The 21,929-nt window shown below is 48.8% G+C and carries 16 protein-coding genes and 1 tRNA gene; 12 read left to right on the top strand and 5 right to left on the bottom strand.

All coding sequences use genetic code 11. From position 1 onward, the window contains the following. Nucleotides 1–22: 22 nt before the first annotated feature. A complete protein-coding gene (mfd, locus tag PKI34_01910) occupies nucleotides 23–3,391 on the top strand; it encodes a transcription-repair coupling factor (GenBank protein ID HNS16560.1) in 3,369 nt (1,122 codons plus the stop codon). Between the two features lie 57 nt (nucleotides 3,392–3,448). On the opposite strand, the gene PKI34_01905 is transcribed toward mfd, so the two are convergent. Continuing rightward, nucleotides 3,449–4,459 carry an endonuclease/exonuclease/phosphatase family protein gene (locus PKI34_01905; GenBank protein ID HNS16559.1) on the bottom strand — a complete coding sequence of 337 codons (1,011 nt, stop codon included), beginning with the start codon at nucleotides 4,457–4,459 and terminating at the stop codon, nucleotides 3,449–3,451. A gap of 306 nt (nucleotides 4,460–4,765) precedes the next feature. Between PKI34_01905 and PKI34_01900 the strand changes: the two genes are divergently transcribed. The 6 genes from PKI34_01900 to PKI34_01875 all read left to right on the top strand — a co-directional run bounded on the left by PKI34_01900 (nucleotide 4,766) and on the right by PKI34_01875 (nucleotide 14,319). Further along, nucleotides 4,766–7,285, top strand: a complete 2,520-nt coding sequence (locus tag PKI34_01900; GenBank protein ID HNS16558.1) for a Plug domain-containing protein — start codon at nucleotides 4,766–4,768, stop codon at nucleotides 7,283–7,285. 10 nt (nucleotides 7,286–7,295) lie between these two features. Continuing rightward, entirely contained in the window at nucleotides 7,296–9,080 is a 1,785-nt protein-coding gene (locus PKI34_01895; GenBank protein HNS16557.1) for a DUF5689 domain-containing protein, read from the top strand. Continuing rightward, nucleotides 9,070–11,271: an endonuclease gene (locus PKI34_01890; GenBank protein HNS16556.1), complete on the top strand. Its 2,202-nt coding sequence runs from the start codon at nucleotides 9,070–9,072 to the stop codon at nucleotides 11,269–11,271. The genes PKI34_01895 and PKI34_01890 overlap by 11 nt, the downstream gene beginning before the upstream one ends. A gap of 157 nt (nucleotides 11,272–11,428) precedes the next feature. Next, entirely contained in the window at nucleotides 11,429–12,163 is a 735-nt protein-coding gene (locus PKI34_01885) for a polyprenol monophosphomannose synthase (protein HNS16555.1), read from the top strand. Between the two features lie 30 nt (nucleotides 12,164–12,193). Then, nucleotides 12,194–13,540, top strand: coding sequence for a dihydroorotase (locus PKI34_01880; GenBank protein HNS16554.1), 1,347 nt, complete (start codon nucleotides 12,194–12,196; stop codon nucleotides 13,538–13,540). Nucleotides 13,541–13,551: 11 nt separating this feature from the next. Further along, the gene (locus PKI34_01875; protein HNS16553.1) at nucleotides 13,552–14,319 is read left to right on the top strand and encodes a hypothetical protein; all 768 of its coding nucleotides are present in this window, start codon (nucleotides 13,552–13,554) and stop codon (nucleotides 14,317–14,319) included. A gap of 70 nt (nucleotides 14,320–14,389) precedes the next feature. On the opposite strand, the gene PKI34_01870 is transcribed toward PKI34_01875, so the two are convergent. Continuing rightward, a tRNA-Met gene (locus PKI34_01870) sits at nucleotides 14,390–14,461 on the bottom strand. Nucleotides 14,462–14,579: 118 nt separating this feature from the next. Between PKI34_01870 and era the strand changes: the two genes are divergently transcribed. The 5 genes from era to PKI34_01845 all read left to right on the top strand — a co-directional run bounded on the left by era (nucleotide 14,580) and on the right by PKI34_01845 (nucleotide 18,663). Next, nucleotides 14,580–15,458, top strand: a complete 879-nt coding sequence (gene era / locus PKI34_01865; protein ID HNS16552.1) for a GTPase Era — start codon at nucleotides 14,580–14,582, stop codon at nucleotides 15,456–15,458. A 23-nt stretch (nucleotides 15,459–15,481) separates the two neighbouring features. After that, nucleotides 15,482–16,786, top strand: a complete 1,305-nt coding sequence (gene der, locus PKI34_01860) for a ribosome biogenesis GTPase Der (GenBank protein HNS16551.1) — start codon at nucleotides 15,482–15,484, stop codon at nucleotides 16,784–16,786. A gap of 55 nt (nucleotides 16,787–16,841) precedes the next feature. Next, nucleotides 16,842–17,246, top strand: a complete 405-nt coding sequence (locus PKI34_01855; protein HNS16550.1) for a S4 domain-containing protein — start codon at nucleotides 16,842–16,844, stop codon at nucleotides 17,244–17,246. Nucleotides 17,247–17,292: 46 nt separating this feature from the next. Beyond that, nucleotides 17,293–18,150 carry a deoxyribose-phosphate aldolase gene (gene deoC, locus PKI34_01850; protein ID HNS16549.1) on the top strand — a complete coding sequence of 286 codons (858 nt, stop codon included), beginning with the start codon at nucleotides 17,293–17,295 and terminating at the stop codon, nucleotides 18,148–18,150. 78 nt (nucleotides 18,151–18,228) lie between these two features. Continuing rightward, nucleotides 18,229–18,663, top strand: coding sequence for a hypothetical protein (locus PKI34_01845; GenBank protein ID HNS16548.1), 435 nt, complete (start codon nucleotides 18,229–18,231; stop codon nucleotides 18,661–18,663). 31 nt (nucleotides 18,664–18,694) lie between these two features. On the opposite strand, the gene PKI34_01840 is transcribed toward PKI34_01845, so the two are convergent. From PKI34_01840 to recQ, 3 genes are read right to left on the bottom strand one after another with little or no spacing between them, the layout of a single operon-like run. Further along, nucleotides 18,695–19,078, bottom strand: coding sequence for a DUF4296 domain-containing protein (locus PKI34_01840; protein HNS16547.1), 384 nt, complete (start codon nucleotides 19,076–19,078; stop codon nucleotides 18,695–18,697). Further along, nucleotides 19,050–19,685 carry an OmpH family outer membrane protein gene (locus PKI34_01835; GenBank protein HNS16546.1) on the bottom strand — a complete coding sequence of 212 codons (636 nt, stop codon included), beginning with the start codon at nucleotides 19,683–19,685 and terminating at the stop codon, nucleotides 19,050–19,052. Before PKI34_01835 ends, PKI34_01840 begins: the two co-directional genes overlap by 29 nt. 21 nt (nucleotides 19,686–19,706) lie before the next feature. After that, entirely contained in the window at nucleotides 19,707–21,905 is a 2,199-nt protein-coding gene (gene recQ, locus PKI34_01830) for a DNA helicase RecQ (protein ID HNS16545.1), read from the bottom strand. Nucleotides 21,906–21,929 lie beyond the last annotated feature (24 nt).

The following is a 21,929-nucleotide window of genomic DNA, read 5'->3' as shown; positions in this document are numbered from 1 at the left end:
CAATGCCATTGACGAGGGAGAATTGGACCTAAAAGAAATACAAGCCCTTTACGATCAGGATTCACGCGTTCAGCAGATTACAGAGATCCTCCTCCGGCACGGTTCAAATTGCCGGTTGCACGTGAAAGGTCTGCTGGGATCTTCCCGCGCTTTTTTTACCACAGCACTCTTTCACAGGCTCCCTGGCAACCATTTGTTCATCCTGCCCGACAAAGAATCCGCAGCTTATTTTTATAACGACCTGGAGAACCTGTCGGGCGAGAAAAACAGCAACTACACAAAAAAGAAGGTCCTCTTTTTCCCAACCTCCTACAAAAGACACTACCAGATAGAAGACACGGACAACAGCAACCTTCTTTCCCGCTCTGAGGTTTTAAACCGGCTGGGAACCGAAGATCGCAAATCAATGATCATTACCTATCCGGAGGCTTTGAGTGAAAAGGTGGCCAGTAAGACCACACTCCGGAAAAACCTTTTCAAGATAAAAAAAGGAGACGCCCTCAGCCTCGACTTTTTAGGGGATCTGCTCACGGAGTATGAATTTGAACGTGTGGATTTTGTTCTTGAACCCGGCCACTTCTCCATCCGCGGAGGGATCGTCGATGTTTTTTCATTTTCCAATGATGATCCTTTCCGGATTGAATTTGCGGGGGATGAAATTGCTTCCATCCGAACTTTTGACCCGGGAACCCAGCTCTCACTGGAAAAGCTTAACCGTATTACGCTGCTTCCCAACATTCAGGACCGAAATCAAAAAGAACAGAGGGAATCATTGCTGGCTTATACTCCATCCGGTACGGTCCTATGGTTCGATCAGATCCAGTTCACCCTTGAACGCATTGATCAGGAATTTCATAAGGCTGAAGATGCATTCTCGAGGTCAGGCGATTCTTACGACCTGTCGTTGCACGACCTGTTCACGACAGGAAAGGAAATCCTGCGGGATGCACTGTCATTTCCTGTAATTGAACTGGGGACTTCATCCTTGTTTGAAAATGGACTGAAGATGGAGTGTCACCTTTCGCCCCAGCCTTCTTTCAATAAAAATTTCAGCCTGCTGCTCGACAACCTGCGGATGAACAGCCGCGAAAGGGTGAACAATATCATTACAACCGACAGTCCAAAGCAGCTGGAGCGGCTCTATACCATCTTTGAAGACATACAGCATGACCTTCCTGAAAACGAACACATTGAATTTACAACCTTAAACCTGGGACTGCACGGGGGATTTGTCGACCACGACCTGAACATCGCCATCTACACGGATCATCAGATCTTCGACCGTTATCACCGCTTTGAGCTGAAGGAGCATTATAAGGGCAGGGAAGCCCTGACGATCAAGGAGCTGTACAATCTGAACCCTGGCGACTATGTGACCCATATTGACCACGGCATTGGCCGTTATGAAGGGCTTGAAAAAATTGAGAATAACGGAAGGGTCCAGGAGGCGATACGGATCGTGTATGACAACGACGACCTGCTGTATGTCAGCATTCACTCCCTTCACCGCATTTCAAAATACGTTGGCAGGGAGGGCAGCGCTCCAAAGCTGAACAGGCTTGGTTCCAATGCGTGGAACAGGATCAAGGAACGCACCAAGCAGAAAGTCAAGGACATCGCCAAGGACCTCATCAAACTCTATGCGGAACGCAAAGCAGCTGAAGGAGTTCAGTTTTCTCCCGACTCCTATCTTCAGCATGAACTCGAAGCATCCTTCATCTATGAGGATACGCCCGATCAGGTAAAATCCACCAATGATGTCAAAACGGATATGGAAGCTTCTCATCCCATGGACCGGCTGATATGCGGAGATGTTGGCTTTGGCAAGACCGAAGTGGCCATCCGCGCTGCCTTTAAGGCCGTTGCCGACAGCAAGCAGGTGGCCGTACTGGTTCCCACGACCATTCTTGCTTTTCAGCATCACCGTACCTTCACCGAACGGTTAAAGGATTTCCCGTGCAGGGTGGATTATATCAACCGGTTCAAAAGCCAGAAAGAGTTGAAGCGAAGTCTTTCGGATCTGGTGTCCGGCAAAACGGACATTCTGATCGGTACCCACCGGTTGCTCAGCAAGGATGTGGTTTTTAAGGATCTTGGCCTGCTGATCGTTGACGAAGAACAAAAGTTCGGTGTTGCCGCCAAAGAAAGACTGAAACAGCTTAAAGTGAACGTTGATACGCTGACACTGACCGCTACGCCGATCCCACGGACAATGCAGTTTTCGCTGATGGGCGCAAGGGACCTTTCGGTGATCAATACGCCTCCGGCTAACCGGTACCCGATCCAGACCGAAATCCATCCCTTTGGAGAAGAAGTGATCCGGAATGCCATCCGCTACGAAGTTTCCCGGGGAGGGCAGGTGTATTTCGTGCACAACCGCATCCAGAATATCAACGATGTCGCCCAGATGATCGCCAAATTCGTTCCCGGTGTGAAAATAGCCATCGGACACGGGCAGATGGAAGGCCATCAACTGGAGCAGACCATGCTGGATTTCATAGAAGGATATTATGACATCCTTCTTTCAACAACGATCATTGAATCCGGGCTGGATATTCCCAACGTCAATACGATCATTATCAATGACGCCCAGAACTACGGCCTGAGCGATCTGCACCAGCTCAGGGGCCGGGTCGGACGTTCCAATAAGAAGGCGTTTTGCTACCTGCTGTCACCCCCCTTGTCGGTGCTCACTTCTGAAGCCCGTAGACGCCTGAAGGCCATCGAGGAATTTGCAGAACTGGGAAGCGGTTTCAACATCGCCCTCAGGGACCTGGATATACGTGGCGCCGGCAACTTGCTGGGTGCTGAGCAAAGCGGATTCATCACCGAGATTGGCTTTGAAATGTATCATAAGATCCTGGATGAAGCCCTTCAGGAACTCAGGGAAACTGAATTCCGGGAGCTCTACAAGACAGAAGCCCCGGTGGAATATCTGCGTGAATGCCAGCTTGAAACGGATCTCGAGCTGCTGATCCCGGATGATTATGTGTCCAACATCAGCGAACGGCTGATCCTGTATAAAGAGCTTGACAATATTGACAGTGAGGAATGGCTGATGCAGTACCTCGAGCGCATGATCGATCGTTTCGGACCCATCCCGGCGGAGGTCGACGGGCTCATCAATGCCGTCAGGCTGCGCTGGCTGGCAAAACAGGCCGGCTTTGAAAAAATTATCCTGAAAAATAACTGCCTGGTGGGGCAATTCGTCAGCAACCAGAAATCGGATTATTATAATTCGGACCTGTTTTCAAACGTCCTGGATTTTGTGAAAAGAAATCCCCGTTCCTGCAGGTTAAAAGAAAAACAAACCAGGCTTACCCTGACCGTTGAACCCGTAAATTCTGTGTTCGAAGCACTGGAGCTGCTGCGGGAAATCAGTAAAGAGTAAATTTCAAAGATCAAAAAGCAAAAGTTGATTTGATTTTTGAAATTTGCTTTTTGATTTTCAACGGGCTTCTTTATACAGGAACAGATACACCGGAAAGTGATCGCTGTAACCACCGAGATAAACTCCGCCACCGAAGGTCCGGTAGGGATATCCTTTGTATTCACCTTCTGATTGGGCAAGAAATCGTTCGTTGAAGATCCTTACCGTGTAAAAGCGGTAGGAATTCAAGTCGCCGCGGATAAGCGACGGGGAAACGATCATCTGGTCGAACAGGCTCCAGGAATCTCTCCAGGCAGTGGAGCCGATGCCTTTCCGGTAAAGATAGGTCATTGGATTGTACAGGGTTTGGCCGACTGCCAGTTCCTTGTCCGGCGTACTGCCAAGTATTTTTACCACGCTTTTGTTGACAGGATTATCATTCAGGTCACCCATCAGGATGATCCTGGCCTCAGGTGAATCGGTAAGAATGGAATCAACGATCGACCGGCTAAGACCTGCCGCTGCAATCCGGTAGGGAAGCGTCACTTTTTCGCCGCTGCTCCTGGATGGCCAGTGACAGACGATACAATACAGTGTATCACCGTCAAAGGTACCCGAGACCACCAGCTGGTCCCTGGTCCGGTAATTCGGTTCACCGGGGATGACAAGCCGGTGACTTGCAGCATGGATGAGCCGAAAATATTTAGGCTGGTACAGTAAGCCCACATCAATACCGCGCCGGTCAGGCGATTGGAAATGAACGATCTGATAATCCCTGTTTTTCAGTGATTCAGTCTGCACAAGGTCCTCAAGAACTGCCCGGTTCTCAATCTCCGAAACACCCAGCACTGCAGGACCATCCGGATTCAGATCGGTTCCAATGCGTGCGATGACAGAAGACAATCGTTCCAGCTTATCGGCATATCGTTTGCCATCCCACCGGTTCCTTCCTTCGGGGAGAAACTCTTCATCATTGATGGATGGGTCATTGACCGTGTCGAATAAATTCTCGAGATTATAAAATGCAACACAGCCCAGCCGGTATCTTTTATCTTCCTGGGAAAAGGAATCAATTGTCAGTACCAGCAAGAAAGATATGAAGAGGAGAATGAACCTGAGATGTGGTTTACCATACCCTACCCCTGCACCCCTCCCCTGCCAGCAGGGGAGGGGACGGGGGAGGGGTATTATGAGTAAGTTCCCCAGTGCCTGCACCAGGATTTGAGTCCAGTTCCGATTTACTATCGGAATGCCCTGGGATTCATACCAATGATCGACCTTTACCATGTCATTCGTAGAGTTCGGGTGCGTAAAATTAACACTTTGTCGTCACTCAGTCGAATACCTGCAGGAATAATCTTAATTTTGCACTGAAAAAAACTTATGCTTCGCTGTATGATACAAAACCGGTTGATCATCCTGTTCATCTCCGGGCTGCTGTCAGCTGTTGCCTACGGTCAGGTGGACACGGTTCAGGTGAATGAGAGGATGATAAATACACTACCGACGGTAACACTTTCCCAGTCAGAACTGGATGGTTATGACCAGGGCCAGGATATATCGGGATTACTGCAGTCCTCAAGGGATATTTTTGCTTCCACGGCAGGCTATACCTTTGGCTCAGCGCGGTTTCGGATGCGCGGGTACGACACGGAGAATACCCAGGTGATGATCAATGGCGTTCTGATGAACGATATGGAAACGGGCCGTGCTTTCTGGTCATCCTGGGGTGGATTGAATGACGCCTTCAGAAGCCAGGAAAACTACCTGGGATTATCAACGAATGATTTCGGCTTCGGAGGGATTGGCGGCCTGACTTACCTTGACGTTCGCGCATCCCAGTTCAGCCGCGGTGTAAAGGCTACTTATTCACTGACCAACCAGTCGTACAGGAACCGGATCATGGTGATCGCCTCGACCGGAAAGATGAAGAATGGATGGGCAGTTACGGTCTCCGGCTCCCGGAGATGGTCAAAGGAGGGATATGTGGAGGGCACATTCTACGATGCCTGGTCCTATTTTCTCAGTGTTGAAAAGGAGCTCTCCCCATCTCACAGTATAGGGTTCGTGGGTTTTGGCGCACCTGTCAAACGCGGTCAGAATGGACTGTCGGTTCAGGAAGCCAATGACCTCGCCGGTACCAATTATTATAACCCGTACTGGGGTTATCAGAACGGGGAAAAACGAAACAGCCGTGTCTCCAATTATCATCAGCCCATGCTGATGCTGAACCACTACTGGACGTTCGACCCGGACACAAAACTGACATCTGCGCTGTCCTATTCTTTTGGAAGAGGCGGAAGTTCAGCCCTGAACTGGACGGAAGCAGGCGATCCCCGGCCGGATTATTACCGGAACTTACCCAGCTACTACCGTGATCTGGGAGACCAGGAACAGGCCGATCTGCTTACTGACCTGTGGGAAAACAACGATGCGTACCGGCAGATCGACTGGGATGCGTTCTATTTCGCCAACAGCAAGTTTCTCTATACGGTCAGTGATGCCGATGGAATCACCGGTAATGCGGTGACCGGTAACCGGTCGAAATTCATCATCGAGGATCGCCGCAGCGACAGGAGTCAGGTCGAATTTACCTCACGCCTTCAGAAAAAATTCAGTGACCATCTTGTTTTCACGACGGGTATCAATCTCAACGGATACAAGGGATTCCACTTCAACGTCGTAAATGATCTGCTTGGAGGTGATTTCTGGCTCGATGTTGATAAATACGCTGACCAGGATCCCATGATCATCACCGATGAGTCGCAGAGTGATCTTCGCCATCCCAACAGGGTCGTTGGAGAAGGCGACCGGTACTCGCACGATTATACGGCCAATGTAAATACCGGAACCCTGTTTGCACAGGGTAACTTTTCCTATGCCCGTTTTGATTTCTTCATTTCCGGAACGGCTTCCTATACATCCTTCTGGCGGACAGGCAACATGCAGAACGGACATTTTCCGGACGATTCGTACGGTGATTCTGAAAAGCAGCAATTTGGCAACTTCGGGGTGAAATCCGGCCTGACGTTCAAGATCAACGGAAGGAATTATCTAGTTGCCAGTGCAGCCTACCTGACCCGGGCACCCTATTTCTGGAATTCCTATGTCTCACTGAGAACCAGGGATCATGTGGTGCCGGATCTCAAAAGCGAACAGATCCTCTCGGGTGAAGCCAGCTATTTTCTCAGGACGAACAGGGCAAAGGGAAGGCTGACGCTCTATTATTCGGCCCTGAACGATCAAACCTGGTCGAGAAGCTTCTATCACGAAGACCTGAACACGTTTGTCAACTATCAGATGACCAATGTAGATGAGATCCATGCCGGATTCGAAATGGGTGCGGAGGTCAACCTCACCACGGCGCTTTCGCTGACCGCAGTCTTTGGAATGGGTGAGTTCTATTACTCATCCCGCCCGGATGCAACCATTTCAGAGGATAATAGTTCACGGGTGCTATCGAACCGAAAGGTGTATCTGAAAAATTATTACGTCGGTGGAATGCCGCAAACGATTGCCTCCGGCGGGTTGAAGTACAGCTCCTCGCGTTACTGGTGGGTCGGTTGCAACGTAAATTACTTCGGGGATACCTATCTGGAGATCAATCCTGATCGCAGGACCCGGGAAGCGGTCACCAACCTGACAGAAGACGATGTGCGCCTGGAACAGCTGCTTTCGCAGGAAAAATTACCGAACGGTTATACGATTGACCTCTATGGAGGCAAATCCTGGAAGATCAGGAACTATTACATTGGCCTCAATCTCAGCTTGAATAACCTCCTGAATGCAACCGATCTGGCAACCGGAGGTTATGAGCAATTCAGGTATGATCCTGACAACATTTCCAAATTTCCACCAAGGTATTTTTACCTCTTTGGAAGGACATTCTTTATTAATTTGACATTCAGAATATAAGACAGGATTTATGACAAGGACGAACAGACGTTTGCATGGTATCATCGTTTTACTCATCATCGCCCTTACGGGTTGTGTCAAACAGGAATTCGATACGCCTCCGATCGATCAGATCCCGGTAGGTGAACTGGTAACCATCGGGGATCTTTATCAGTTGTATCAGGACGAGGGCACCTACACTTTTACCGATGACCGGTCATTGTACGCGGTGGTCACGATGGATGAGACCTCAGGGAACATCTATCGAAGCGCGTTCATACAGGACGCTACGGGCGGCATCAATCTTCACCTTCTGGAATCAGGTGGCCTGCGCGTGGGTGACTCCATCCGTGTCTATCTGAAGAACTGCATCCTCTCCACCTACAATAACCTTCATCAGATCGACAATGTTGACAATGATTCCAATATCATCATCCTGGCCAATCAACAGTACCTCACACCCGAACGGGTGAACATAAGCCAGATCCAGGCCGGGGGCTACGAGGCTCACCTGGTCACGCTCGACAGCGTTCAATTCATGCAGACCGAGCTTGGGAAAACCTATGCAGATGCTGAGGCTTCCGCCAACCGCATGCTTGAGGATTGCAACGGCAACTCGCTGATCGTCAGAACCAGCAATTACGCCACCTTTGCCACTGACGAAGTGCCCGGGGGAAATGGAAACATCATCGGGATCATCAGCAAATATGGCGCTGATTATCAGCTTTACATCCGCACGACCTCTGAAGTGACACTGGAGGGTGAACGGTGCGAAGGAGGCGGAGGGGGAGGTGTTGAACCCGTTGACGAAATCAACGAAACCTTCAGCAGTGCCACCCCTGATGTGGATATTATTCTTGATAAGTGGCTGAATATCAATGAATTAGGTAACAGAAAGTGGCAGGCCAAGGAATATGACGGGAATGTTTACGCCCAGGCATCGGGTTACAACTCCGGATTGGCGGAAATGGTTACCTGGCTGATCACTCCACCCGTCAGGATACAGGGTGCCAAAGTCCTCTCGTTTACAAGCGCAAAGGCCTACTGGGAACATCAGACCGATGATGGGCTCACCGTTTGGATCTCCTCTGACTTTGATGGTTCGAATGCATCTTCAGCTCACTGGACGGAATTGGAGGCCCGTATAGCTAAGGAGAATGATCCTGATCATGAATTCATTCCATCCGGAAATATTGACCTTTCCTCTTATACAGGCATTTACTACATCGGATTCAGGTACCGCGGCAGTACCACGGAATCAACCAGCTTCCGGATCGATGACGTGGTTGTCAATTCCAGCGGTGCGGGAGGTGGCGTCACATCCATCAACGAAGATTTTGAGACACAGTCGAACGATGTGGATATCGCCCTGTCGGGCTGGCTGAACGAAGCAACCGTTGGCAGCAGGCTCTGGCGCGGGAAGGAATTTGACAGCAATCTCTATGCACAGGCTACCTCTTTCAATTCAAACGAGGAAAACGAGTGCTGGCTCATCACTCCTCCCATTGACCTGGATGCAATGAACAATCCAAAACTCACCTTCGAAAGCGCCCAGGCATACTGGACACACGATTGTTTGTCCGTCTGGATCTCAACGAATTTCAACGGTGTCAATATTGTCGGTGCAACGTGGGTGGAATTAAATCCAATTCTGGCCGGACAGACTGATCCGGAGCATGCCTGGATCTTTTCGGGCGTGCTCGACCTGTCGGCCTATTCCGGTACAGCACATATCGGATTTAAGTACAATGGAAACGGTAACACAGGACAAACTTCTTCCTACCGTATCGACAATGTTCAGCTTTATGATGAATAAATCAGCCAGCAAGAGCATCGTTCTGTTTCTCTTGATCCTGCTGGCATTGCTGTTTCATCAAGGCCTCATCGCTCAACCTACAGGATTTTACAATGGTTCTGAAGGGAAACACGGTGACGAGTTGAAAACCTTCCTTCATAACGTGATGGATGACCATCAGCCGTACTCCTATTTTTCATCCAAGGAAATGATGAAGTACTCCGATCAGGATCCCCTTGATCCCCAGCATGTCCTTCTGGTTTATACAGGTACATCCCATCCCGGCGATGATTATGGAACCGGTAACAACCAGCTCAACCGGGAACATGTGTGGGCCAAATCCCACGGATCCTTCACGGATATCCTTCCCATGTACAGCGATGTGCATAACCTGAAACCCTGCGACGCTTCTGTCAATAATGACAAGGGGAACAAGGACTTTGATGAAGGAGGGATCGCCCACCTGGAAGCCATCGGCTGTTATTATACTAACAATACCTGGGAACCCCGTGACAGTGAAAAGGGGGATATTGCCCGGATCATCCTTTATATGGATGTCCGGTACGAAGGGGATGACGGGGAAATCGACCTGGAGGCGGTAGATGCGGTGAACACTTACCCGGCGCCTGAGCATGGCCGGCTGTCCGCCCTGCTCGAATGGAACCTCCAGGATCCTCCGGATGAATTTGAGATGAACCGCAACAATGTCATTTACGCCTGGCAAAAAAACCGTAACCCATTCATTGATCATCCTGGATTTGCCCAGCTGATCTGGGGCGGAGAAAACGCAAGTCCTCTGAAGATCAGCGATATTCAGGCTTACCCGGAGATACCCGAAGAGAACCGCGAGGTGATCATCAGCGCGGATATCTCGGGCAGTTCCCAGCCCATCACGGCTACACTCTGCTGGGGACTTTCGCGCTATGAGCTGAACAACACCCTTCCTATGGAGATCATCGCCGGTCATTATCTCGGGGAAATCACAGGCCAGCTGGAGAATACACGTATCTTTTACCGAATCGAAGCTTCAGATGGCACCTTCCAGACCACATCGGTCACCTATGTCATCCAGGTCCAAAATAAATTTTCAGGGGCATTGACCAGCATCTACGCCATTCAGGGACAGCAGAATGAGTCACCTTTTCTGGACCAGCAGGTGACCACCACCGGTATTGTCACGGCGACGTTTGGAGAATATTATTATCTTCAGCAGGGCTCCGGACCCTGGTCGGGAATACGCGTCTGGGATCCCAGCCGTTACCAGAATCCGGGTGACAGCATCATCATTACCGGTACCATCACCGAATTCCAGGGCGTTACGGAAATTCGCGATGTTGTTTCTCATTACCCGGTCAAGTGTGGTATCAAGGTGCCTGATCCCGTCACTGTCACCTGTAATGAAATAGAGGAAGCCCTGGAAGGAATGGTGATCACGGTTCATAAAGCCGAATGTACCGACGCGGATTATTTTCTGAATGATTGGATGTGGACCGTTCACGACGGCACCGGTTACCTTTTGGTCTATAATACGGCCATTTTCGAGTATCAACCCCTGGAGGGTGAACAATATACCGTGACAGGACCGGTCAATTCTTCAGGGAGTTCCTGGTTCATCGAACTGAGGTCCGACAGGGATGTGTTGCACACTATGGATGTTACTCCACCTGCAGTTGAGCTGGTGGAGGTGATCAATGCCTCAACCCTCCGGATCCTGTTTTCTGAAACACCTGAAAAGCTTTCGGCCGAATCCGAATCGAATTATGCGGTCACGAACGGTGTCAGCATCCTGGATGCCAATCAGCAGACAAATATGAAACGCAACGTCTACCTCAACGTTTCAAACCTGCAAACCGGATCCTATGAACTTACCGTGCGCAATATTGAGGATTTGAGTGGAAATAGAATGGAGACTTCCACCCATAAGTTTTCTGTCACCAGTGGATTGGAGGATGAGGAACATTTTACCCATCTTTCAGCCTGGCCCGACGCAGCTGGCAGAAAGATCAACCTGGAGTGGAATGAAAACAGGTCCGCTCCGATTACCTATTGGTTGACCGACCTCAGTGGCCGGGTCGTTTTTTCGGGCACAAAAGCGCTGGCACCCGGGATCAATGTACTGAATGATTCTTCTTCTGACCTTCAAAAGGGGTGTTATTTGTTTTGCATCTGCCTGGAAGGGAAGTACAGAACCTGGAAAATGATGTTCTTTTGATGTACCCCACCCCCGTCCCCTCCCCTGCTAGCAGGGGAGGGGTGCAGGGGAGGGGTATAGAGGAGGTAAATATCCCGGGGCCCTGGGGTCAATACCTTTAATTCAACATATAGATTAAGATTGACAATCCTTTTTTGTACAATTAAAACCATCCAACGTGTCAGACAGCATCGTAATCATTCCAACCTACAACGAGATTGAAAACATCGAACGAATCATCCGTAAAGTATTTTCCCTGGCAAAACCGTTTGATATCCTGATCATTGAAGACAATTCCCCGGACGGAACGGCTGATGTGGTGAAGAAACTCATGCCCGGGTTTAAGGACAGGCTATTCATCGAAGAAAGAAAAGGCAAGCTGGGACTGGGCACTGCCTATCTACACGGCTTCAAATGGGCGCTCAGGAACGGCTATCAGTACATATTTGAGATGGATGCCGATTTCAGCCATAATCCTGATGATCTTCTGCGGCTTTATGATGCCTGTACTGCCGGCGGAGCCGACCTGGCCATCGGTTCCCGCTACATCAACGGTGTCAATGTTGTCAACTGGCCCATGGGACGCGTACTGATGTCGTATTACGCTTCCGCATACGTAAGAATGATTACCGGAATGAAGGTCAGGGATACCACTGCTGGTTTCAAATGCTACAAAAGCAAGGTACTTGAAGCCATTAACCTGGATAAGATCCAGTTCATCGGGTATGCTTTTCAGATCGAAATGAAATACACAGCCTGGAAGCTGGGCTTTCGCGTTGTTGAAGTACCCATTATTTTTACGGACCGTACCCAGGGACAATCAAAAATGAGCTCGAACATATTCAGGGAAGCCATTTTAGGCGTTATCAGCCTGCGCTTCAAGAACATTAAAAAGATCCACTGTAAAAAATAACTTCTGCTTTTTTCCTGCCTGGCTTTAGCCATGAATGTGCACTATCATATATTTAACGGTCGGATCGTCAATGAACAGGAGATGTTCAAAGGAGGGATCATTATCAGGAATGGCCGGATCGACAGGATTTATCGCGGTAAACGGTCGTCGGAAGAACCGGACTGCATACCGCTCGATGCACGGAATAAGTGGATCTTGCCGGGAGTCATCGACGATCACGTCCATTTCAGAGAGCCCGGCCTGACACATAAAGGCGACCTATCGACCGAAAGCTGTGCAGCCGTGGCAGGCGGGGTAACCTCATTCATGGATATGCCTAACACGGTTCCCCCGGCACTCTCTCAGGCACAACTCGAGCTGAAGTATCAGCTGGCTGAGCAGAAATCCCTGGCGAATTATTCATTCTATATGGGCGCATCCAACTCCAACCTGGATGAGGTCCTGAAAACAGATCCCGCCAGGGTCTGCGGAATCAAAGCCTTTATGGGCTCATCAACAGGGAATATGCTCCTGAATGACACCGGGGTGCTCCGGACCATTTTTGCACAGTCACCGCTACCTGTTGCGGTACATTGCGAGGACGAATCCACGGTCAGGAAAAACTCGGATGAATTCAGGCTAAAGTACGGCGATGATCCCCCTGTCTCGGTCCATCCCCGCATCAGGAGCGAAGAAGCGTGTTTGCTGTCAAGTTCCTTTGCCGTACAGCTGGCCAAAGAATACAACACCAGGCTGCATATCCTTCACCTTTCAACAGCCAGCGAAACGGATCTTCTGGATGGATCATTGCCACCGGAGAAAAAACGCGTAACGGGTGAAGTTTGTGTCCATCACCTATGGTTCACGGCGGATGATTACCCCCGCCTTGGTAACCGGATCAAGTGCAATCCGGCGATAAAAACGGCAAACGACCGGGCTGCCCTGTTTGAAGCACTTCTGCAGGACAAAATAGATGTGATCGCCACGGATCATGCCCCGCATACCCTGGAGGAAAAAAACAGCGGGTATTTCAACGCTCCTTCCGGAATCCCAATGGTTCAGCATTCCCTCGTAGCCATGCTTGAGTTCTTTCACCAGGGTAAGATCACCCTGGAGAAGATTGTCAGGAAAATGTGTCATAATCCGGCCATTCTGTACCAGATCGAAGACCGTGGTTTTCTTCGCGAGGGCTACTGGGCGGATGTGGTCCTGGTCGACCCGGATGATCCCTGGACAGTGGAACCCTCCGGATTACTATATAAATGCGGCTGGTCACCTTTTGACGGGCAGACATTTCGCTCCAGAGTCACCCACACGTTTGTGAATGGTCACCTGGTGTATGACTCAGGAAAAGTGGATGGATCATCGAGGGGAAAACGGCTTATTTTCAACCGCTAATTCTTTCACCAATGGTTTACAGTGCACACAAATTATCAGAAGCATTATGGAGCATCTCCATCCTGGCAATGGTAGGATTCTTTATGGGCTGCTCCTCCGGGGAAGGGAAAAAGATCATCAGTACGTTTGCCGGCGGCGATCCGAAACAGGTAAGCCATTTTCGCATGGAAGGCAAAGACACGGTTTGGTTCCATACGGAATACCTGTACCAGAATGGCAACAAGCAACTTGAGGGCGGTCTGGGTGAAAATGACCGCATGCAGGGTGCATGGACCATCTGGTACGAAAACGGTGCAAAGAATGCAGAAACCAACTTTCAAAACGGTGTACGCAAGGGTGACTGGCAGGTGTGGGATTTCGACGGCAACTCCTTGCCGGCCGACCTGTACCAGATGGAGTTTGACTCGGTGGGATTTCCCCTGATGATTCGGTATTTTAAAATGGAAAAGGATACCAGCAGGACCATAACAGGGGAAGTTCATTTTTATCCCAATCATTTTAAAAAAACCGAGGGCCCGGTAATGAATAAACAAAAACATGGGCTATGGAAAGCATGGTACAGTGACGGAACGAAGTGGAGCGAGGGGAATTTTCAGCACGACGTCAATCACGGAAAGCACACGGTGTGGCATGAGAACGGACAGAAATTTTACGAGGGGGAGTACATCGTCGGTAAACGCACGGGTATCTGGACTTTCTGGGCCGAAGACGGCAGGATAATTAAGGAATTGAATTACAGTGAGTTACAGAATCAGCTGGATAAACAATCCTCTCAGTGACAACATTTTCTTTTCTTACGGAAAAAGTAAAAAGGCGCAGAAAGAAAATTTCCACGCCTTTTTACTTTTGTAGCGGGGATAGGATTCGAACCTATGACCTTTGGGTTATGAGCCCAACGAGCTACCTCTGCTCCACCCCGCAGTAGTGTCTTTATTCTTATGAAAAATGGGCCTTGCCCCTGATATTCCACTAAATTTGCCTGCAAATATAGGGATTAATTACTTTCGCCCGTTCAAATCAGACAGAAAAATAGGTGAGAATGGCTCATAAATCAGGATTTGTTAATATCATCGGTAATCCCAACACAGGAAAATCAACCCTGATGAATGCAATGGTGGGTGAAAAATTATCCATTGTCACCGCCAAGGCACAGACGACCCGTCACAGGATCATGGGTATCGTCAACGGGGAGGATTTTCAACTGGTTTATTCGGATACACCGGGAATCATCAAGCCTCATTACAAACTTCATCAATCGATGATGAGGTACATCGAGACTGCCCTTACCGACGCCGATATCATTCTTTATGTCACCGTGGTGGAAGAGGAAACTTATCAACCTGAGATTGTTCAGTCAATCAACCGGTCGGGCACCCCCGTCATTGTGATCATCAATAAGATTGACCTTTCAGATCAGTCAACGGTGGAAGGGAAAATGACAGAGATGAAGCAACATTTTCCGGGAGCGGATGTCATACCCGTTTCAGCGTTGCTGCACTTCAACCTGGATGCCGTGTTCAATGCGATCCTGGAAAAACTGCCGGTTGCCCCGCCTTATTACCCCAAGGATGAGCTTACGGATCGCTCTGTCCGGTTTTTTGTTTCAGAGATCATCAGGCAGAAGATACTGTTGAATTTTCATCAGGAAATTCCGTACACGGCTGAGATAGTGGTCGATGATTTCAAGGAAAAAGACCAGATAACGGTCATCAGCGCTTCCATCATCATGGGCCGTGAATCGCAAAAGGCCATCATCATTGGCAAAAAAGGCAGTGCACTGAAAAAATTGGGAACAGAGGCCAGAAAAGAGCTCGAAGCATTCCTGGGCGTAAGGGTTTTCCTGGATCTGTCCGTAAAGGTGAGAAGTGACTGGCGGGATGATGATCTTCAATTAAAAAGATTCGGTTATGAAGTGTAGTTCTTATATAAATTCCGGATGTTATGAGTAATCTTGTAGCGATCGTTGGCAGGCCAAATGTTGGAAAATCAACCCTTTTCAACAGGCTAACCGGTACCAGGCAGGCCATCGTGGATACCACCAGCGGGGTGACCCGTGACCGGCATTATGGTCATTCTGACTGGAATGGAATTGAATTTTCGGTAATCGATACCGGAGGTTATGTGATGGATTCGGAGGATGTATTCGAAAAAGAGATCCAGAAGCAGATCATCCTGGCCATTGAAGAAGCGGAACTTATCCTGTTCCTGGTTGACACCATTGAGGGATTGACCCCAATGGATGAAGATGTTGCGGAACTTTTGCGCAAAGCAGATAAAAAAGTCTTCCTGCTGGCCAATAAAGTGGATAATATGGACCTGTTCAATAGCTCCGGCGAATTTTATAAACTTGGTCTGGGGAAGGTATACCCTGTCAGTTCAATGGATGGATCGGGTACAGGCGATCTGCTGGATGACGTGGTAAAAGAGCTGAAGGAGAAGCAGCTGGAGGAACTGGAGGATCTGCCCAAAATTACAGTCATCGGCCGCCCGAATGTCGGGAAATCATCCCTGGTCAATTCATTGCTGGGGGAAGACCGTCACATCGTTACCCCGGTTGCGGGTACGACAAGGGACTCCATTTACACGCGCTATAAAAGCTTCGGCTTTGATTTCTTTCTTGTCGACACAGCCGGCATAAGAAAAAAAGGCAAGGTGACGGAGAATATTGAATTTTATTCCGTCATGCGCGCGATCAGAGCCATTGAGAACAGCGATGTCTGCATGCTGATGATCGACGCTGTTCAGGGTTTTGAAGGACAGGACCTGAACATTTTTAAACTGGCTGAAAATAATTTCAAGGGCATCGTGATCCTTGTCAATAAATGGGATCTGGTCGAAAAGGATACCAATACGCATCGCCATTTCGAATCCGAAATCCGAAATAAGATCAGCCCGTTCACCGACGTGCCCATCCTGTTCATTTCGGCCACCTCCAAACAGAGGATCCATAAGGCACTGGAGACCTGTATGGAGGTTTATCATAACCGTACCAGGAAAATACCGACATCCCAGCTCAACGACAAGCTCCTGCCTGTTGTGAAAGAAACACCCCCGCCCATGTATAAAGGCAAGCGGAACAACATCAAATACATCACTCAGCTGAAAACACACTATCCCTCTTTTGTGTTTTTTTGCAACCTGCCTCAATATGTTAAGGAGCCCTATAAACGCTTTGTGGAGAACCACCTCCGGAAACTGTTCGACTTTTCCGGGGCACCGATGCAAATCTACTTCAGGAGCAAATAGTACCCAGACAATGAATTCCGGAGCGCGGGATGACATCTCCGTCAATTGTTTACCTTTGTATCCCTCAGAACGTTACATGGAAGAACATATCCGGATCGATAAATGGCTGTGGGCCGTTCGGCTGTTCAAAACCAGGAACCAGGCATCGCAGGCGTGCAGGGCCGGAAAAGTCAAGATGGATGACCAGACCGTAAAACCCTCCCGTGAGGTGCGCCTATCGGATATCATCACCGTACATCTTGGCTTCATCTCCCGGACAGTTCAGGTAAAAGCCCTGCTGACGAATCGCGTGTCGGCAAAGCTTGTCCCGGATTATGCACTTGACCTGACTCCTGAAGAGGAATATGCACGACAGAGGGTGATCCGTGAAACAAATTTTGAATTGAGGGAGCGGGGACTTGGCCGCCCGACAAAGAAACAGCGCCGCGACATTGTCAGACTGAAACGGTATAAAATCTGAAGCCGCCCCGCTGACCTGATATGCATCATCTTTATACTTTCAAATGATGAACTCTGTTTTCCAACCCTATGATTTAACTTCTGAACAGCTGGAAAGCCGGCTCCGTTCCATCCTGTCAGATCAGGCTGCTCCGGGCAAACCGGCCCACCTGCTCAGGCACCTGATCGGATCCATTGATCTGACCACGCTTGAGGGAAGTGATACTTCCCGGAAGGTGATCCAGTTATGTGAGAAAGCAAAAGGCATAAAGGATGAAGAGAGCCATATACCTCAGGTTGCTGCGGTTTGTGTTTATTCGCCCTTTGTTTCACCAGCCCGCAAAGCCCTTGCCGGTACAGGGATAAAAGTTGCCTGTGCAGCTGGCGGTTTCCCTTCGGGGCAACTGCCCCTGGCGCTGAAGATCGGGGAGATACACTTTGCACTGGATGAGGGTGCTGATGAGATCGATACAGTCATCAGCCGCGGGAAGCTTCTGGAAGGTAATGAAAATAAGGTATTTGATGAAATTGCCGCGATAAGGGAAGTTTGCCGGGGTGCCTTACTGAAGGTGATCCTGGAAACGGGAGAACTTTCTTCGGTTGAACTGATCCGGAAGGCAAGTGAGATAGCCATTCTCGCCGGCGCTGATTTTATAAAAACATCAACCGGGAAAATTCAGCCAGCCGCCACCGAAACGGCGGTGATGATCATGGCGGACACCATCAGCGAATATGCCGCAGCTACGGGAAAGCGCATCGGCATCAAACCGGCAGGAGGCATCCAGCAGCCGGAGCAGGCCATACGTTATTACAGGCTGATTCAACACATTGCCGGAGATGCCTGGCTTGATCCGCAGCTGTTCCGGATCGGCGCCAGCCGTTTGCTCGACAATTTATTGAATGATTTGAGAACCTGCACAGCATAGCTTCGGCCCTTGGCGACCCTGCGGTGAAACGGGTAAGGATCACCGGTCCATTGGTATAATAGTTGATTACATTCCTTCATGAAATCCCATAGCACATACCTGTTGTTCCCCTTTTTAGCCCTTCTCATGCTGTTTCCGGCCTGCGACCTGTTGGATGAGCCCGTGGATGAAGATACGCGGGATCTTTTTGCCGGAGATTGGAACTGCCGCGAGTATCTTGACGGGAAGCTTCAAATGACCTATACGGTCACCATCACAAAAGATGCCTCTGATGAATCGCAGATCATTCTTCGGAATTTTGCTTTCATAGGTTCGGATGAACAACCTCCCTATGGTATCGTGACCGGTAAGTCAGTCGTCATCCCGGCCCAGCAGGTTTGCTATGATCAGAGCATTACCGTCCAGGGTACGGGCGAGTACATCGCGAAAAATGAAACCCACTGGGAATATACAGTCGAAGTTGGGGGTGACAGCTATACCTATACGGCTGTCTTTGAGCGAATCCGGCAATAGGACATCGGGAAAATCGAACGATTTTCCTGCCTTACTTTACCTCACTTTCCAATTTGCTTAATTCAATGATCACGTTCTCGTAGATTTTTTCCAGCTTTTCGGCCTCCCGCTCATAATAATCCATGCTCCGGAGGAACTGCTGCCGCGTGATGTGATGCCTTGCGAACAGCGTGTTGTAGTAACTATCCGTAAACTGCTGGTTATCCTGCTTTTTTGTATGGATCGTCTTCAGGGATGATTCGACCAGATGTACATCCACCAGGATCTTAACCATCGAGTCGGCTGCGATCAGGTCATCAGGTACCGGACCTGTTTCGCTCCTTCTGTCCTCTGTGTTGCAACCGGTGTTCAGAATAAGAAAAAGAATGCACAGCGCCCCTAACCGCCTAATCACCAGCCTTGACAGCATATTCATTGTTTAATCCCTGGATGACCTGGTCGGTAATGTTGAATTTGGGGTTCTTCAATAAGAGATTGCTGCCCGGATTGTCCCCCAGGATGTAATCAAAGTTCAGCTTGTGGTTAAGGCGCTCCAAAAAGTTGGTCACACTGTCGAGAAGCATGATGTTGACCTGCATTTCAATATCAGCCATTTCCGATGCGTACTGGTTCTGAAGTTCATAGATCTTCTGTTGTTCTTCCATCAGCTGATTATAAATAAACTGGGCAGATTGTTCTGACAGCTTATTTTGGGCCACCTGGTCCTGAAAATAGGATGCATCTTTCTGGTATTGATCCTGCCTGGTTTTTAGCTGTGCCTCCATCTTTTTACCTTTCTGTTCCAGCTCTTTGCTTTTTTCAATGGCCAGGGTATAATGAGCAAGGATGGAATCCGATTCCACATATGCTACCCTGACTTCAGATTCGGAGAGACCTTCATTTTGCGATGCCGAACCGGAAGGTGCTTTTTTCATTGTAAAAAACAGAACATAGAGTACAGCAACGGCCAGTAAAAGGATCGCAGTCAATAAAAGATTGATTTTTAATTTTTTACCCACATTGTTCGTCGTTTCTTCTTCCATGATATTAAAAAAGTTTAAGAATTAATTGCCCAGTTCCGAAAGGAATTTGATCCGCATCAACCGGATTTCATCTTCTGTGTATTCATCTTCTCCAAGGACGGTAAGGGCTTTTTCGACAGAGTCAGATTCAGCTTCCCTGAAATATTCAAAGATTTCTTCCTGGTGGTAGGGATCTACAAATTCATCGATGTAATAGTTAATGTCGAGCTTTGTACCGCTGGAAACAATGCTTTCAATCTCGGTCAGCAGTTCCCCGAGCGTCAGGTTTTTGGCAAAGGCGATATCTTCAAGGGATATTTTCCGGTCAATGTTTTGAATGATATAGACTTTCAGTCCCGACTTATTGATCACCGATTTGACCACCATGTCGTTGGGCCGGATGATCTCGTTTTCTTCCACATATTGTTTTATGAGTTCCAAAAAAGGCCTTCCGTATTTCTGGGCCTTTCCGACACCGACACCTGTAATCTGTTTCAGCTCCTCTTCATTCACCGGGTACTGGATCGCCATGTCCTCCAGGGAAGGATCCTGGAAGATGACAAACGGCGGAAGGTTTTCTTTCCGGGAGATCTCTTTGCGGAGGTCTTTCAGCAGGGAGAACAGGGTTTTATCCGTTGTGCTGGTTTTGTGGGCACTTCCGATCATATCCTCTTCCTCTTCCGGATTATCGTAATCATGATCCCGGGAAAGCATGATCGAATAGGGCTTGTTCAGGAACTTTTTCCCTTCCGGTGTGATCTTCAGGATGCCGTAGTTTTCAATGTCCTTGATAAGCAGGCGTTCGATGAGCGTCTGCCGGATAACGGCATTCCAGAATTTTTCATCCTCCTCCATTCCTCTTCCGAACATCTCCAGCTGGTGATGCCTCATTTGTTTGATGGTTGAGGAAGGTTTCCCTGTAATGATATTGATGATATGCTTTGCCTTGAACTGTTGCTTGGTGGTTTCAACCGTTTCCAGGACAAGTTCCACATATTTTTTGCCTTCGAACCTGGTTTTGGGGTGCAGGCAGTTATCACAGGCACCGCAACCGTCGCGTGTGTATATTTCGCCGAAGTAATGAAGAAGGAGTTTATGACGGCAGACCGAGGATTCAGCATAGGCGACGGTTTCCATCAGCAGTTGCTTGGCGATTTCCTGTTCGGCAACCCCTTTGTCCTTGTTGAATTTTTCCAGCTTCAGGATATCGTCGTAACTGTAAAACGCAATGCAGTTTCCTTCACCGTCATCACGCCCGGCCCTTCCGGTTTCCTGGTAATACCCCTCGATGCTCTTGGGCATGTCGTGGTGGATCACAAAACGCACATCGGGCTTATCGATGCCCATACCGAAAGCAATGGTAGCAACAATGACTTCGGGTTCTTCCATTAAAAATTTATCCTGGTTGGTCCTGCGGGTGGTGGCGTCAAGGCCTGCATGATAGGGGAGAGCCCTTATTCCGTTGACTTTCAGTGTTTCCGCAAGCTCTTCCACTTTTTTACGGCTCAAACAGTAGACAATCCCCGACTTGCCGGAATTGTTCTTAATATAACGGATGATGTCTTTGACGACTTCCTTGGTTTTGGGCCGGACCTCGTAATAAATATTGGGCCTGTCGAAGGAAGATTTGAAGACAACAGCATCCTGAATTTTTAAATTCTTCTGAATATCCTGCTGAACTTTTACAGTGGCCGTAGCGGTGAGTGCAATCACGGGAACATCCTGACCGATGCTTTCAATGATGGGCCGTATTCTTCTGTATTCAGGCCTGAAGTCATGCCCCCATTCTGATATGCAGTGAGCCTCATCGATGGCATAAAAGGAAATATTGATATCCTTCAGGAAGAGGACATTTTCATCCTTGGTGAGCGACTCGGGCGCCACGTAAAGCAACTTCGTTTTTCCGGTCACAAGATCGCGCTTGACCTGAGTGATCTCGTTTTTTGAGAGCGAAGAATTCAGAAAATGGGCGATACCTGTTTCAGTGCCGAAATTACGGATCGAGTCAACCTGGTTCTTCATCAGGGCGATCAGAGGGGAAATGATAATGGCCGTCCCCTCCTTGATCAGGGCGGGAAGCTGGTAGCACATCGATTTGCCTCCACCCGTCGGCATGATGACGAAGGAATTGTTCCCCGACAGTAAGTTTTCAATGATGGCTTCCTGGTTACCTTTAAAGGTATCAAATCCGAAAAACTTCTTTAACAGTTGATGAAGTGAAAAAATAGTCCTGGTCTCCATTTACTTATCAATTCAAAAAACACC

This window comes from Bacteroidales bacterium (genome assembly GCA_035342335.1).
In the GTDB taxonomy this organism is placed as follows: Bacteria; Bacteroidota; Bacteroidia; order Bacteroidales; family JAGONC01; genus JAGONC01.
This window is presented reverse-complemented; position numbering and strand designations above follow the sequence as displayed.

Coding starts and splice junctions, on each gene's coding strand:
- era (HNS16552.1), top strand. CDS start 14,580: ATGGCTCATAAATCAGGATTTGTTAATATCATCGGTAATCCCAACACA.
- PKI34_01875 (HNS16553.1), top strand. CDS start 13,552: ATGGTTTACAGTGCACACAAATTATCAGAAGCATTATGGAGCATCTCC.
- deoC (HNS16549.1), top strand. CDS start 17,293: ATGAACTCTGTTTTCCAACCCTATGATTTAACTTCTGAACAGCTGGAA.
- der (HNS16551.1), top strand. CDS start 15,482: ATGAGTAATCTTGTAGCGATCGTTGGCAGGCCAAATGTTGGAAAATCA.
- PKI34_01895 (HNS16557.1), top strand. CDS start 7,296: ATGACAAGGACGAACAGACGTTTGCATGGTATCATCGTTTTACTCATC.
- PKI34_01845 (HNS16548.1), top strand. CDS start 18,229: ATGAAATCCCATAGCACATACCTGTTGTTCCCCTTTTTAGCCCTTCTC.
- PKI34_01835 (HNS16546.1), bottom strand. CDS start 19,685: ATGGAAGAAGAAACGACGAACAATGTGGGTAAAAAATTAAAAATCAAT.
- PKI34_01880 (HNS16554.1), top strand. CDS start 12,194: ATGAATGTGCACTATCATATATTTAACGGTCGGATCGTCAATGAACAG.
- PKI34_01890 (HNS16556.1), top strand. CDS start 9,070: ATGATGAATAAATCAGCCAGCAAGAGCATCGTTCTGTTTCTCTTGATC.
- PKI34_01840 (HNS16547.1), bottom strand. CDS start 19,078: ATGAATATGCTGTCAAGGCTGGTGATTAGGCGGTTAGGGGCGCTGTGC.
- PKI34_01900 (HNS16558.1), top strand. CDS start 4,766: ATGATACAAAACCGGTTGATCATCCTGTTCATCTCCGGGCTGCTGTCA.
- recQ (HNS16545.1), bottom strand. CDS start 21,905: ATGGAGACCAGGACTATTTTTTCACTTCATCAACTGTTAAAGAAGTTT.